This window comes from Massilia oculi (assembly GCF_017582745.1).
GTDB lineage: Bacteria > Pseudomonadota > Gammaproteobacteria > Burkholderiales > Burkholderiaceae_D > Telluria > Telluria oculi_A.
Map to the genome: position 1 here is coordinate 46,751 of NZ_JAFVIM010000003.1, position 14,133 is coordinate 60,883.

At 66.0% G+C, this 14,133-nt stretch carries 9 protein-coding genes; 5 read left to right on the plus strand and 4 right to left on the minus strand.

What is annotated here, in order from left to right:
- Positions 1–136: 136 nt before the first annotated feature.
- Positions 137–2,014: a patatin-like phospholipase family protein gene (locus tag J3U95_RS04400; protein ID WP_208277444.1), complete on the minus strand. Its 1,878-nt coding sequence runs from the start codon at positions 2,012–2,014 to the stop codon at positions 137–139.
- A gap of 343 nt (positions 2,015–2,357) precedes the next feature.
- Between J3U95_RS04400 and J3U95_RS04405 the strand changes: the two genes are divergently transcribed.
- The 4 genes from J3U95_RS04405 to J3U95_RS04420 all read left to right on the plus strand — a co-directional run bounded on the left by J3U95_RS04405 (position 2,358) and on the right by J3U95_RS04420 (position 10,511).
- Positions 2,358–5,369 carry a TonB-dependent receptor gene (locus J3U95_RS04405; RefSeq protein ID WP_208277445.1) on the plus strand — a complete coding sequence of 1,004 codons (3,012 nt, stop codon included), beginning with the start codon at positions 2,358–2,360 and terminating at the stop codon, positions 5,367–5,369.
- Positions 5,370–5,442: 73 nt separating this feature from the next.
- Entirely contained in the window at positions 5,443–7,635 is a 2,193-nt protein-coding gene (locus J3U95_RS04410; protein WP_208277446.1) for a beta-glucosidase family protein, read from the plus strand.
- A 9-nt stretch (positions 7,636–7,644) separates the two neighbouring features.
- Positions 7,645–8,946, plus strand: a complete 1,302-nt coding sequence (locus J3U95_RS04415) for a helix-turn-helix domain-containing protein (protein ID WP_208277447.1) — start codon at positions 7,645–7,647, stop codon at positions 8,944–8,946.
- On the plus strand, positions 8,943–10,511 hold the full coding sequence (locus J3U95_RS04420) for a GH39 family glycosyl hydrolase (protein WP_208277448.1): 1,569 nt from the start codon (positions 8,943–8,945) through the stop codon (positions 10,509–10,511). Before J3U95_RS04415 ends, J3U95_RS04420 begins: the two co-directional genes overlap by 4 nt.
- 4 nt (positions 10,512–10,515) lie before the next feature.
- Here J3U95_RS04420 and J3U95_RS04425 read toward each other — a convergent pair whose 3' ends face one another.
- Together J3U95_RS04425 and J3U95_RS04430 are read right to left on the minus strand one after the other, a co-directional pair.
- Complete coding sequence (locus J3U95_RS04425) at positions 10,516–11,322, minus strand: hypothetical protein (RefSeq protein WP_208277449.1); 807 nt, start codon at positions 11,320–11,322, stop codon at positions 10,516–10,518.
- A 156-nt stretch (positions 11,323–11,478) separates the two neighbouring features.
- A complete protein-coding gene (locus J3U95_RS04430) occupies positions 11,479–13,092 on the minus strand; it encodes a serine hydrolase (protein ID WP_208277450.1) in 1,614 nt (537 codons plus the stop codon).
- Between the two features lie 180 nt (positions 13,093–13,272).
- Here J3U95_RS04430 and J3U95_RS04435 point away from each other — a divergent pair, with 180 nt between their 5' ends.
- The gene (locus tag J3U95_RS04435; protein ID WP_208277451.1) at positions 13,273–13,470 is read left to right on the plus strand and encodes a hypothetical protein; all 198 of its coding nucleotides are present in this window, start codon (positions 13,273–13,275) and stop codon (positions 13,468–13,470) included.
- A gap of 6 nt (positions 13,471–13,476) precedes the next feature.
- Here J3U95_RS04435 and J3U95_RS04440 read toward each other — a convergent pair whose 3' ends face one another.
- Positions 13,477–14,112 carry a class I SAM-dependent rRNA methyltransferase gene (locus tag J3U95_RS04440; protein WP_208277452.1) on the minus strand — a complete coding sequence of 212 codons (636 nt, stop codon included), beginning with the start codon at positions 14,110–14,112 and terminating at the stop codon, positions 13,477–13,479.
- Positions 14,113–14,133 lie beyond the last annotated feature (21 nt).

Below are 14,133 nucleotides of genomic sequence, written 5' to 3' on the forward strand. Positions count from 1 at the left end.
TGACATTGAGATATATGAGAAATATATATGAAATGATGAACGCTACATATAAGTATTTTACGCAATATGGGCAATTTCTGCGTGACATTATGTGAGAATTGAACCGTCATTGTTGTGTTAAGGCCGCCAAGGGCGCTCAGTGTAAAGACGTTCCGCCGCCCTCTTCCTTGCGTCCTCCGCTGGCTCGCCTCCGCGCGGGCGGCTGCCCATCCGCCGCTTGCTGCACGTCTTCGGGTTCCTGGGCTTTCCTTTCCTCGACGTCGAGCAAGCGGGTTTCGCCCAGCCCCCACCCCTGCTCTCCCAGGCGCAACAGCGTGCTCCCCTTCATCCGCACCAGGCGTCCATCCATCTCGGCCTCGCTCGCGTGCCAGCGCAGGCTGGCCTGGCCGGCACCCTCGATGGTGATCACGTCCGGGGCCACCAGGCCGCCGGCGATCCGCGCATGCCCCGGCAGGAAGGGCATCGCCTGGGTCAGGCGGCTGCTGGGCCGTGCGCCCATCATGCCGACCTGGCTAGCCAGGGTGTCCCACAGGGCAGCGGCCTGCGTGCGCAGCGCCAGGTAGCGTTCGGCCTGCTCACGGCCATGGGCCAGCAGCGCCTGGGCCAGCAGGGGATCGCGGTCGAACTTGGAGAACAGGCCCAGTTCCTTGCGCACCGCGCCGCCGACCGCCTCGCCGTCGAGCACGATGCGCACCACCTCGATCGGCTTGTCGTGGGGCCGGAAGCGCTGGCCCGGATCGTCGAGCCGGGCATTGACGGCCTCGATGAAGGCGACCTCCTGGTTCAGCGACAGGTTGCCCGACAGCGTATCGCGCCGGTGCCACAGCTCGTCGCCCGACTGGGCGTTGCCGGGACCGGCGACCTTGCCGCTGAAATCATAGCGGTCCTGGTTGATCTGCAGGATCCAGACCCCGTCCGGCTTCTTGGCCGGGTCCAGGCCGGACGAGATGAAATTCTTGATCGGCGGGTTTTGCGAGAACAAGCCGTCCCAGCATGCCATGCGGCGCGGCTCGTGGGTCTCGGGGTCGAGCGCCTGGATCGACTGCGCCATGAAGACCCAGGGCAGCGAGGCCGAGGCCACCACCGCGTCGAGGGTGATGCCGGCATCGATCGGCGCATGTTCCGAACTGAAGGCGACGAAGGCGCCGCTATCGATGTCCACCGCGCCGATCAGCAATTGCGGCAGCGCGCGGGTGGCGTTGCGCACCGCATGCGCCAGGCCGTCGAGGGCATCGCGCTCGAAGCGCAACGCCGGCAATTGCAGGCCGTCGAAGACGACGCGCAGCAGCGCATCGGGCGCCAGAGCGTGCGCCTTCGACCAGGCCGCGATCCACCCGCTCGAAGCCAGCCGGGCCCGGATGTCCTGCTCGATCGCGGCCTGGCGGGTGTGCAGCCGTTCGCGCTCGGCCGGCGCACCGGCCATCCGCGCCTCCAGCGCGATCGCCTGCCAGCGCTTGATCTCTTGCGGGATGCTGCAGAAGTCGCCGATGGCGCCGACCAAGTCGAAATCGATGTGTGGCGCGATCGACTCGCGCAGCTGGAAATATGGCCCGCGGATCCAGCCGCCCAGCGCCGGCCACATGGCGGCCATCATCGGCCAGGTCGCGGTGGCGAAACTTTCGATCTCGCGCAGCGGCGACAGATAGGGACTGAACTTGAGGTCGACCTGGGCCAGGCTGCCCATCCACTGGCCGATGTCGTTCAGCAGGCGCTCGCCCGGCGCCTGGGCGCAGTTGGCACTCCAGAAGCGCTCGAGACCGGCCCTGGCCGCATCGGGGCCGCCTACCAAGTAGCCATACCAGGCCAGCAAGGCGCTGATCGCGCCGCCCGAGGTGCCGCTGATGCCGGTCAGGCGCAGCACGTCGTCCGATTCCTCCGCCAGCATCGCCCGTCCCTGGCTCGTCGCCAGCACGGCGTTGCGAAACTGCGGCAGCAGCACCGGCAAGGCGCCGGCGGCATAGGCCGCATGACTGCCACCGCCCTGGCAGGCGATGGCGATGTTTTTGATAGGCATGATGTCCTCCCTCGTCCGATTCGACACTCGAGGCAGGCATTCGCCCATGGATGAAGTGCAGGCACCGGAAACGCCGGCCTGTCGCTTTTAGGCAGTTGGCGCTTCGCACAGTCCACGTCCGGCCCGGCAACGATGTAAACGTGCTACGCCATGATAACGATTTCATCTAAATGGCAACAAGATCAATAAATATTTACAACGAGGTCGAAAAGGCAATGATTGCGCCTAACATTAGGTGTTATATTTACTGACAGGTTATGCGGCTGCAGACCGCCGGCAACCTCGGTAGTACCTGAAAAGAATCCCACAGACGGGTTCTTCACAACAAAGACGGAGACACAACATGAGACAGTTGAACAAGTCGGCCATTGCCGTGGGCGTCGCACATCTGTGCTGGTTGTCGACAGCCTTCGCACAGCAAGCAGCGCCAGCGGCCGGCGCGGCCCCGGCCACTCCCCAGGTGGTCACGGTCACCGGCCAGCGCGCCGCCCTCGACAGCGCCCAGCAGCTAAAAAAGAACTCGGAGGAAGTCGTCGATTCGATCGTCGCCGAGGACATCGGCAAGCTGCCCGACAAATCCATCACCGAAGTGCTGCAGCGCGTGCCGGGCGTGACGATCGATCGCACCATGTCGCGCAGCGACCCCGAGCACTTCTCGGTCGAAGGCTCGGGCGTATCGATCCGCGGCCTCTCCTGGGTGCGCTCGGAACTGAACGGCCGCGACTCCTTCTCGTCCACCGGCGGCAGGGCCCTGAACTTCGAAGACGTGCCGCCCGAGCTGATGGCCGGCGTCGACGTCTACAAGAATCCGTCGGCGGAACAGATCGAGGGCGGCATCTCGGGCCTGGTGAACCTGCGCACCGCGCTGCCGTTCGACATCAAGGGCCAGCGCATCTCGGGCAGCATCGAGGGCACGTATTCGGAACTCAAGAAGGGCAAGTCCCATCCGGCCGGCTCGGTCCTGTATTCGAACCGCTGGCAGACCGGCATCGGCGAAATTGGCGCCCTGGTCAACTTCGCCAGCTCGCGCAGCGTCACCCGCACCGACGCCTTCCAGGTGGAGCCCTATTATCCGGTGGCCGACGCCGAGCCGGGCCGCACCGTCTGGATCCCGAAAGGCGCGCAGTGGCGCACGCTGGACTTCGACCGCAAGCGCCAGGGCACCTATGGCGCCCTGCAGTGGAAAAAGGACAATACGCTCAAGAGCCACCTGACCTGGTTCCGCTCGAAATACGATATGCGCTGGGACGAGAACGCGCTGTTCTCGGCCGAGGGCAATCCAACCCAGTTGCGCGTGCAGAACGGCGTCTACGATGCCAACGGCGCCTTCCTGAGCGGCACCATCGTCAATCCGACCGCGGGCAGCATCGAGTACGCCAACAATGCCCGTACCGCGAGCCGCGATTCGACGACCACCGACGTCGCCTGGAACGTCGAGTGGAAACCCGCCAGCAACTGGACGCTGACCTCGGACTTCCAGCACGTGAAAGCCAGGTCGGAAGGCTTCGATTCGACGGTCGCCCTCGGCACACTGATGCCGGAACTGAACCTCGACCTGACCGGCAAGCTGCCACGCATCAGCTTCAGTCCAACGCAGGCGGCGGCGATGAGCGACCCGAACAACTTCTTCTGGGCGTTCTCGATGGAACACCTCGACCGCAGCGTGGCCGAGCAGAAGGCGTGGAAAGGCGACGTCAAGTACGACTTCGACCACCCGGTGCTGCGCGACCTGCGCATCGGTGTGCGCCTGACCGATCGCGACGCGAAAACCATCGTATCCAACCCTGACTTCAACTGGGTCGGGATCTCGCAGCGCTGGATGATGCCCTGGCAGATCAACAACCTGGCCTACCTGAGCGATCCACGCTTCCAGGCTCCGACGACGGTCAATCAGTTCAAGAATTTCTTCAATGGCGACGCCAGCGTGCCGGCCATCATCTTCCCGGCGCGCTCGGTCACCGGGGGCTACCCAGGCAGCTACGCCCAGCTGCATGGCTTCCACGACATCCTGTGCGCCGAAGTCGGCAACGCCTGCGCGCCATGGACGCCGGCCGCGTTCGGCGAAGCCAATCCATCGGGCGACAATGAACAGGGAGAGAAGACCAAGGCGCTGTACACGCAGATGCGCTTCGGCTTCGACAACCTGCGCTTCCCTGTGGACGGCAATATCGGCGTTCGCTATGTCAAGACCGATGCCAAGTCCTACGGCTATACGGTCTACAACTCGACCTTCAACATTCCTCCCGGCGGCACCACCGGCCTGCCCGTGCCCGTCATCGCCCCCTTCGCCGGCCGCGAAGACTACGAGAACGGGTATCACAACTGGCTGCCGAGCCTGAACCTGCGGATGAAGGCCAGCGACGAGCTGCAGTTCCGCTTCGCCATCGGCAAGGGCATGTCGCGTCCGAACTTCGACCAGTTGCAGGCCTATACCACGCTCAGCCAGAACGTGACGAGCACCACCACCGGCACCGGCGCCGGACAGGTCACCAACGTCACCTCGGTCGGCCACACCGGTGAAGCGAAAGGCAACCCTCTGCTGCGTCCGGTCACCTCACGCAATATCGACCTGACCGCGGAATGGTACTTCGCCAAGGCCGGCTCGCTCACCGTGGGCCTGTTCGACAAGCGCCTGCGGGACATCATCATCAAGCAGAGCTCGTTCTATCAGCTGACCGATTCGGCCGGTCGTGCAATCGATTTCACCGTTGCCACCCCGGTGAACGGCGCGCGCGGCAGCGCACGCGGCATGGAAGTCGCCTACCAGCAGTACTTCGACCGCCTGCCGGGCTGGCTCGCGGGCTTCGGGGTGCAGGCCAACTACACCCACGTCAAGACCAAACGCGACCTGTACAACCCGGTGTTCTCGCCCTGGTGCGGCGCCGGCAACAATGCGGCCAACCTGAACCTGAACCTGAACGGCTGCGACACCGACGGTCGCTCCTTCGGCGACCTGCCGCTGGAGTACATGTCGCGCAACTCCTATAACCTGGCGCTGCTGTACGACCGCGGTCCGTGGTCGGCGCGCCTGGCCTGGAGCTGGCGTTCGAAGAGCCTGCTGGGCAATAACAACAACGGCACCAATGGCACCAATGGCGTCGACACCAATCCGGACAGCCCGACCTTCGGCCAGAGCGTCGTCGCCTGGGGCTTGCCGATCTGGGCCGACGACTATGGCCAGCTCGATGGCGGCGTCAGCTACAAGTTCAACGACCACTACCGCATCGATTTCCAGGCCCAGAACCTGACCGACGCGAAGTACAAGCAGATCATGACCCACCACGTCGGCGACAAGGGCCGCGCATGGTTCGTGACGGGACCGCGCTACAGCGTGCGTCTTGGCGTGTCGTTCTAAGGTTGCACCCCGGCCGCGCCGCCCCGTTCATGGGCGGCGCGGCCATCAAACAAGAAGACAAGGAGACAAGAGTATGCAGCATGCTTTGCCGAACGCCCGCTGGGCCATTGCCCTCGCCGCCGCCTGCGCCGTCCAGTGCGCGCAAGCGGCCCCCGACGCCGCCCAGGAACGCGCGGCCAAGCTGGTGAGCCAGATGACCCTCGACGAGAAGATCGGCATGGTGTTCGGCCAGTTCGGCACCGAATTCCAGGGCAAGCAGCCGCCCGCCGAGGCCCTGGTGCAGTCCGCCGGCTACATCAAGGGCATCGAACGGCTCGGCATCACGCCGCAGTGGCTGACCGACGCCGGCATCGGCGTCGCCTCGCAGCCGGGCAAGCAGACCCGAGAGCGCACCTCGCTGCCGGCGGGGATCGCCACCGCCGCCACCTGGAATCCGGCGCTGGCCTTCAAGGGCGCCGCCATGATCGGCAAGGAAGCGCGCCTGTCGGGCTTTAACGTGATGCTGGGCGGGAGCGTCAACCTGGCGCGCGAGCCGCGCAACGGCCGCAACTTCGAATACACCGGCGAAGATCCGCTGCTGGCCGGGATCATGGCCGGCGAGCAGATTCGCGGCGTGCAGTCGAATCACGTGATCTCGACCATCAAGCACTATGCCTACAACGACCAGGAGACGGGCCGCAACCAATTGAACGTCAAGATCGACGACGCGGCCGGTCGCATGTCCGACCTGCTGGCCTTCCAGATCGCCATCGAGCGCGGCAATCCGGGCTCGGTCATGTGCTCGTACAACCGTATCGGCGGCGTGTATGGCTGCGAGAACGACCACCTGCTGAACAAGGTGCTCAAGCGCGACTGGGGCTACAAGGGTTATGTGATGTCCGACTGGGGCGCCGTGCACTCGACTATTCCCGCAGCGCTGGCGGGCCTGGACCAGCAGTCCGGCTACCCCTTCGACAAATCGCCCTACTTCGACGGCGCGCTGAAAGAGGCGGTGCAGAACGGCCACGTGCCGGAGGCGCGCCTGGACGATATGGTGGCGCGCATCCTGTGGGCGATGGGCACGCACGGCGTGCTGGACCACCCGGTCAAGGTGCGCGACAAGGAGATCGACTACGCCGCCCACGCCCGCATCTCGCAGGAAGACGCGGAGGAAGGCATCGTCCTGCTCAAGAACGCGGGCAATGTGCTGCCGCTGGCTCAGCGATTGAAACGTATCGCCATTATTGGCGGCCACGCCAACAAGGGCGTGCTGTCCGGGGGCGGCTCGGCCCAGGTCTATCCGCGCGGCGGCATGGCGGTGCCGAACGAGGGGCCGAAGGCCTGGCCGGGGCCGATGGTCTACCTGCCAGGGTCGCCGATGCAGGCCCTGGCGCGCCGCAGCAAGGCGAAGCTCGACTGGCATGACGGCAAGGATGCCGCTGCCGCCGCGAAAGTCGCCGCCGGTGCTGACGTGGTGCTGGTGTTCGCGACCCAGTGGACCTCCGAGGCGAACGACGTGCCGAACCTGTCGCTGCCGAATGCGCAAGACGCCTTGATCGCCGCCGTGGCCAACGCCAATCCGCGCACGGTCGTGGTGCTGCAGACCGGCACTCCGGTGACGATGCCGTGGGTGGACGCCGTAGCTGGGGTGGTCCAGGCCTGGTATCCGGGCACGAATGGCGGCGAGGCGATCGCGCGCATGCTGAGCGGCGAAGTCGATGCCTCGGGACGCCTGCCGCAGACCTTCCCGCTGTCCGAGAGCCAGCTGCCGCGCCCGAAACTCGATGGTCTCGACCTGCCCAAGGACAGCCGCTTCGACGTCGACTACGACATCGAAGGCGCGGCGGTCGGCTACAAATGGTTCGACCTGAAGGGCATCAAACCGCTGTTCGCCTTCGGCCACGGCCTGTCGTACACCAGCTTCACCTACACCAATCTCAAGGCCGAGGCGGCGGACGGCGGCATCCAGGTCAGCTTCGACACCCTGAACAGCGGCGCGCGCGCCGGCAAGGCGGTGCCGCAAATATACGTGTCGAAGGTCGGCGCCGGCTGGGAAGCGCCGAAGCGGCTGGGCGGCTGGGACAAGCTGGCCCTGAATGCCGGCGAGCGCCGCGCCAGCAAGGTGGCGGTCGACCCGCGCACGCTGGCGGTGTTCGACGCCGGGTCGAAGCGCTGGAAGATCGCGGCCGGCGAATACCGGGTGATGCTCGCCACGGCGGCCGACGCCCCGGTGCAGACGGTGACGGTGCGCCTGCCGGCGCGCGAGTTCGCGGCCGGAGCACGCTAAGGGTACGCCATGCATGCCTTCCAGCGCCGGGCACTGCTGGCCTTCGTGGCGCTGCTCGTGGCGAGCGTCCTGCTCGGCCTCGCCGGCTACCGGCGCAGCTTCCTCGAAGTGGCGCTATTGAGCGGCCCGGGCGACGGCCAGGCGGCCTGGCGCGTCCGTCCGGGCGGCGACGCCTCGGCCGGCGGCGCATCGAACGTCCAGGTGCTCGACGACGGCCGTCGCCTGCGCATGGCGCTGACCGTCGCCAGCGGCACCGCCTATCCGTACGCCGAAGCCAACCTGTTCTTCCTCGGGGCGGACGGAGAACCGGCGCACGCCGACCTGACGCGCTACGCATCGGTGTCCTTCGTCGCCACCTGCGCGCCACGCAATACCCTGTCGCTGGTGGCGCCGACCTTTGAGGAGGGACTGTCCCGGCGCGGCGATCCGGCCAGTTACCGCTCCCCCTCGAGCTTCTTTTCCTGCAGCAAGCAAGGCAGCCTGGTCGAACTGGACCTGACGCGCATGGAGACACCGCAGTGGTGGTTCGCCCATTCCGGGCTGCCGCTGTCCAGCCAAGCCTACCGCCTGGACCAGGTGCCCAAGCTGGCCATCGGCAGCACTTTCCAGACGCCGCGCGACGTGCCGCTGGTGGTCGACGTCAGCAGCCTGACCCTGCATGGGCGCGACCTGCGCTGGATCTTCGTGCCCGGCGCGTTTCTTTTGTTCGCCTGGGCCGGCTTCGGCCTGTGGCTGTTCCGCGCCCACGCGCTTGCCCTGCGGCTCGAGCTGCAGGACAAGCTGCAGAAGGACTTGCCGATCGTGGCCTACCAGCAGCTCTCGCTCGAGCTCCCGCTCGAGCCGCGGCGCGACCGCGAAAAGGCGGCCATCCTCCAGGCGATGGCGAGCCGCTATGCCGAGGCCGACCTGGACCTGGAAGCCGTGGTGCAGGCCGCCGGCGTCAACCGCAACAAGGTCAACGAGATCCTCAAGGCCGAATTGGGTTTTACGTTTACCGGCTACCTGAACAAGCTGCGCCTGACCGAGGCCGCGCGGCTGCTGGCCGAGAAGGGATCGGCCACGGTCTCGGAGGTCGCCTACACGGTCGGCTACAACAACGCCTCCTACTTCAACAAGCTGTTCAGGCAGGAGTATGGCTGCACGCCGAAGGCGTTCCGCGCTTCGCTCGCCGGCGCGCCGGATGCGGTCCCGGGTCATGACACCTGCGCTGACACGTCCGGCACGATTGCTTCAACTATCCGCATGGACCACGCCATGGCGGGCAGCGCGCCGTATGCTGGCCGTTCCTCACCACGGAAATTCGATCCATGAGACTTCAGCCATTCGCCCAGGCCTTGCTGGCCGCCACGTTCATCCTGCCTGTCAGTGCGTTCGCGCAGCAGCGCAATATCGACGTCGACGTCACCCAGGTCCAGGGCAAGCTCGACCGCATGTTCAACCTGTCGGTCGGCGCCGGCCGCGCCAACGAAGGCTTGCGCGCCGACTGGCAGCAGCAACTGGCCGAGATCCGGCGCGACGCGGGCTTTCGTTACATCCGCTTCCATGGCCTCCTGACCGACGACATGGGCGTGTACAAGATCGACGCCCAGGGCAAGGAGCAGTACAACTTCCAGTACATCGATGCGCTGTTCGACTATCTGCTGAGCATCGGCATCAAGCCTTTCGTGGAGCTGGGCTTCATGCCCAATGCCATGGCCAGCGGCACCAAGACGATCTTCTGGTGGCGCGGCAACGTCACGCCGCCGCGCGACTATGGCCAGTGGGAACGCCTGATCGAGGCCCTCACGCGGCACTGGACCGAACGCTATGGCCGCGACGAGGTGGCGAGCTGGTACTTCGAGGTGTGGAACGAACCGAACCTGGACGGCTTCTGGGCCGGCACCCAGGACGAGTACTTCCGCTTGTACACCCACGCGGCGCGCGCCATCAAGCGCGTCGACCCGGCCTACCGGGTCGGCGGGCCGGCCACCGCCGGCGCGGCCTGGATTCCCGAGATGATCGCCTACGCCGACAAGAACAAGGTGCCGCTGGACTTCGTCAGCACCCATTCCTACGGCGTGAGCCAGGGCTTCCTCGACGAGTTCGGCACCACCGGGACGATTTTGAGCCGCGACGACATGGCGGTGGCCAGCGACGTGCTAAAGAACCGCAAGGAGATCGCCGCCTCACCCATGCCGAAGCTGGAACTGCACTACACCGAATGGAGTTCGTCCTATACCCCGGCCGATCCGACCCACGACAGCTACCATCAGGCCGCTTATATCCTGAAAAAGCTCAAGCAAAGCAGCGGCGCCGTGCAGTCGATGTCGTACTGGGTGTTTACCGATATCTTCGAAGAGCCCGGCCCGCGCTTCGAGGCCTTCCACGGCGGCTTCGGCCTGATGAACACGCAAGGCATCAAGAAGCCGGCCTATTTCGCCTACCAGTTCCTGAACCAGCTCGGCCACACGGAGCTGAAGAATGCGGACAAGGATTCCTGGGCGACGCTCGACGACAAGGGCAATGCCCAGGTCCTGCTCTGGGACGTGACCCATACGCTGCCTGACAAGGTCAACAACCAGCAGTTCTACATCAAGGACTTGCCGCCGAAGGCCAAGGGCCAGGTCGCGGTGGCGCTGCGGGGCATGAAGCCGGGCGCCTACACGATGACGGTGTCCCAGGTCGGCTACAAGCAGAACGACGCCTTCACCGCCTATATCGGCATGGGCTCGCCGAAACAATTGACCCGGCAGCAGGTCGCGACGCTCAAGGCCCACGCCACCGGCAAGCCGTCGCAGCAAAAGACGGTCACCGTCGGCGCCGATGGACGGCTGGCCACCAGCTTGCCGCTGCGCGAGAACGACGTCTACCTGCTGCAGTTCGCCCCCGCAAAATGATGGGTCAGCCTCTCGCCAGGATGGCGGCGATCGCCGCATCGGAGCGTTTGTAGAACTCCGGCCATTCCTGGTCATAGCTCGCCCTCGCCTTTTGCGTGAGCGCACCTCTCGAGGTGAATATGTGCAGCAGGCTGCCGTCGCGCTGCACGACGACCTCGGGCGTAACGATCTCTGACTCGATGACCTTCTCGTCCCGGTTCTTCGCGATCGGTGTGAAGCGGCCGGGGACTTCGACAACCTGGACCCGGCCGTCCGCGCCCTGCCTAATATGGATGATCTTGGTCTCTCCCGGCCCCATGGCGTCGCGCAAACGCGCGACAGCGGCATGCGCCTCCCGCGCCGCCCGGGCATCGAAGCCCCGTTGCAGCATGTCGACCACGACACCGAAGCCGCCGAGGTATTTCCCGATGGCCGGGTCGATCGGCTGCGGCCGCTGGAGACCTTGCCAGGCCATGCCGAGCATGTCAACCATGGTCGCGGTATCGAGCCCGGCCTCGGCGATGGCGGCCGGCGCCTTCGCCAGATCGGGCTCGGGAGTGTCGGTCGACCTGGCGGCTGGGGACGAGGCGCCATCCGCGGCGCTGCCAGCAGTATCATGCGCTGGAAGGCTTTTCGGGCCTTGTCCGCCGGGCCCGCCATCCGCGGTGCGCGGGTATGTCCCCGAAGCGCCGGCCGCGTGGCCCGCGGACTGCTGTGCGGTCTTGCCGCCCGCATTGGCCGTCGACTGCGGCCACCAATCGAATGCTGCACAACCTGTCAGCCCGAGAACCGAGCCGGCGATCGCTGCACGCGCCAAGAGCAATTTCATCATGACCTCCCTGAATCTGCGTCGATAGAGGGAATATCATGACGCGCCCCGCGGACGGCTTTTTATATCTATAACAAGCCTGGCGCCGGTTAGCCCCTGCTGGCGGTGACGCCTTGGCGTCGACCTGCGACGACGTCAGAAGCGTGCAACGCGATCACGCTAATGGGACTCAACCATGCGCTCGGCAGCGAAGCGGCGCAGCCGCCGGCTGCTGACCGTGAGCCCGGCCACCTCGCCCGTCGGCGCGCGTGCGAACGTCACTGTGCCCAGGCTGGTGCTGAAGAATTTGTCGCCGCTGGCCGGCTCCAGCACGGCGCGCCCGTTGCGGCCGAAATGCAGGGTCAGCTTGCCGTCGGTAACGCGCGCCACGTAGTCGGCGCCAAGATCGTGGCTGCGGTAGGTGCCGGCATAGCGCTCCAGTCCGTCGCTCACGCCGGGCGCCGTCAGGCGCTGGAACACGCGCGGGACCGGCCACGAATCCCAGATGCTCAGCTCGTCCTGGGCAAAGCGCCAGCGCTCGATGCCATCGCCGAGCTGGAAAGCGCCGCCGCCGATATGGTGCAGGCTTTCCTGGCGAAAGCGCGGGCGCAGCGCACCGTCCACCAGCTCCAGCCGCACGATTTCGTCGGTGATCGGCGACCAGTACAGGCCGGCCAGCTTCGCCACCTGTCCGGCCGCCAGCGCCACGCGGGCCGGCTGCAGGGGCGTCATGTGCGGTTCCAGATAAATGTCCGCGATGCGGCGGCTCAGCTCCCAGGCGATCGCGGCGCCGTTATTGCACAGCACCGCCACCGACAGGCCGTGGTCGGGAAAGGTCACGGCGTCGGCGCGGTAGCCGCCGTTCAGGCCGTCATGCGAGACGGTGCGCAGGCCGCGGTAGCGCTCGATCCTCAGGCCTCCACCATAGCCGTGCACCACCCCGTTGTCGAGCATGCCCGAGGTCTGCATCTGCGTCATCACCTCCTTGCCACCCACCCGGCCATCCTGCAGGTTGCGCTGCCAGGCGAGCATGTCGCCGACGGTGGTCGACAGGCTGGCGGCGCCGCCCAGCGGCGTGGCGATCTGCCAGCCCCCGCCCGCACGCGGGTTGTAGCCGATGGCCCGGCCGGGCGTCGGCTCATTGCCGTCGTCGCGGAAGAACGAGTGCCTCATGCCCAATGGCGCGAAGATGCGGCTGCGTGCGAACTCGCGCTGGCTCATGCCTGATCGGCGCACCACGACTTCGCCCAGCAGCGTGTAGGCGGCGTTCGTGTACAGGACTTCGCTGCCGGGGCGGTAGTTGAGCGAGCGCTGGGCCTTGATGATGCCGAGCAGGTCTTCGTCGGTGGTCACGTCGCCGCTGCGCCAGCCGGCCAGCTGCAGCAACTGGCCCTGCTCGCGCATGCCGCTCGTGTGGTGCATCAGCTGGCGCAGCGTGACCGGCGCGCCATAGTCGGGCAGTTCCGGAATGTGCCGGTGGACGGGATCGTCGAGCGAGAGCTTGCCGTCCTGCTGCAGCAGCAGGATGGAAAAGGCGACGAACTGCTTGTTGAGCGAAGCCGCATGGAAGGTCGTGGCCGGCGTGATCGCGCCGCCCGTCTCCAGGTTCGCGCTGCCGTAGCCGCGGGCATGATCGAGCGTTCCATCACGACTGACCGCCACCGCGCAGCCAGGCGTGTCCGGTCGCGCGTAGGGCGCGAACAGCGCGTCGATCCGCTCGTGCCGGGATGCCGCCTGGGCCACGGATACGATACTCGCCAATATGACGCACAGTTGGAGCAACCGGTTGGGCATGGCGATCCTCTGCAGAAGGCGCGGCCGACAGGAAGTGGCGGATGGCGCGTAACCGTTAATATAAGATCAGTTGCGCGATCGATCAATCATTCTTCGGCCCACCTTCCCGCTGCGGTAGAATCGCGCAGGCGCGGATCGGTCCGATCCGCCATTCACGCAGCACTGAAGGGAATGATTGGCATGGCCAAGAAAGAAGAGTTGGACGAGGAAACCCTGGCATTGATCCAGTGGTGCATCGAGGTGGAAGGGTTCCTGGTCGCCGGCGGCGCCACCGTGAAAGAGGCCCAGGACCACATCGAAGAACAGATCGAATGGTTCACCGACCAGTTCTACGATGGCCTCACTCCCGAAGAGGCGGCGAAGGAAGCGCTGGCCTGATCCTGCCTAGCGCGGATAAGTGAAGCCGGTGCGGATATCCATCGGCGCCAGGCTTTCGCGGGTGCGCACCACCAGGCGCTGCGGGGGCTCCTCGCCGGCCAGGGCGCCCGGCGCGAACGGCAATCCCTCGGCCTTGCGCACCAGCGCATCGCAGCGCTCGTAGACGTTGGGACAGCCGGTGGCGGCCAGCAGCGCCTGCACCACCGGCACCTTCCACAGGTCGACGCCGCCGGCGTTGAACTGGCAGACCAGGTAGCCGTCCGGGCCGCCATAGCCCTGCACCACCAGGCCAGGCAGGCCATCCTTTTCCCCATCGACCAGCTGGATCAGCGCATCCGGTCCGACCGCACGCCAGGTATCGAGGCGGCGTTCGATGGCGGCCCCCACGCGGCGCTTGATCAGCGCATGGTCGATCGCTTCATCCTCGCGCAAGGTCCAGACGCGGGCCGCGATCTGCGACTTGCCGTTGTAGGCGGCGCGCGCCAGGAAGCGGCGCGACGACGATTGGACTAGCGCGGTGACGCCGATCTTGTTGCGCTCGTGCGGCTTGCCCTCGACTTTCTCGATGGCGGACTGGTAGATCCACGGGTCGCCGGCAAGGATGGATTGTTCCTTGCCCTGCTTGATGGTGATGATGAGCATGTGCGGCTTTCTTGACGAAGA

What these genes read in the sequence shown, in the direction of transcription:
- J3U95_RS04415 (WP_208277447.1), top strand. Translation starts at nt 7,645, where the DNA reads ATGCATGCCTTCCAGCGCCGGGCACTGCTGGCCTTCGTGGCGCTGCTC.
- J3U95_RS04440 (WP_208277452.1), bottom strand. Translation starts at nt 14,112, where the DNA reads ATGCTCATCATCACCATCAAGCAGGGCAAGGAACAATCCATCCTTGCC.
- J3U95_RS04410 (WP_208277446.1), top strand. Translation starts at nt 5,443, where the DNA reads ATGCAGCATGCTTTGCCGAACGCCCGCTGGGCCATTGCCCTCGCCGCC.
- J3U95_RS04425 (WP_208277449.1), bottom strand. Translation starts at nt 11,322, where the DNA reads ATGATGAAATTGCTCTTGGCGCGTGCAGCGATCGCCGGCTCGGTTCTC.
- J3U95_RS04405 (WP_208277445.1), top strand. Translation starts at nt 2,358, where the DNA reads ATGAGACAGTTGAACAAGTCGGCCATTGCCGTGGGCGTCGCACATCTG.
- J3U95_RS04400 (WP_208277444.1), bottom strand. Translation starts at nt 2,014, where the DNA reads ATGCCTATCAAAAACATCGCCATCGCCTGCCAGGGCGGTGGCAGTCAT.
- J3U95_RS04420 (WP_208277448.1), top strand. Translation starts at nt 8,943, where the DNA reads ATGAGACTTCAGCCATTCGCCCAGGCCTTGCTGGCCGCCACGTTCATC.
- J3U95_RS04430 (WP_208277450.1), bottom strand. Translation starts at nt 13,092, where the DNA reads ATGCCCAACCGGTTGCTCCAACTGTGCGTCATATTGGCGAGTATCGTA.
- J3U95_RS04435 (WP_208277451.1), top strand. Translation starts at nt 13,273, where the DNA reads ATGGCCAAGAAAGAAGAGTTGGACGAGGAAACCCTGGCATTGATCCAG.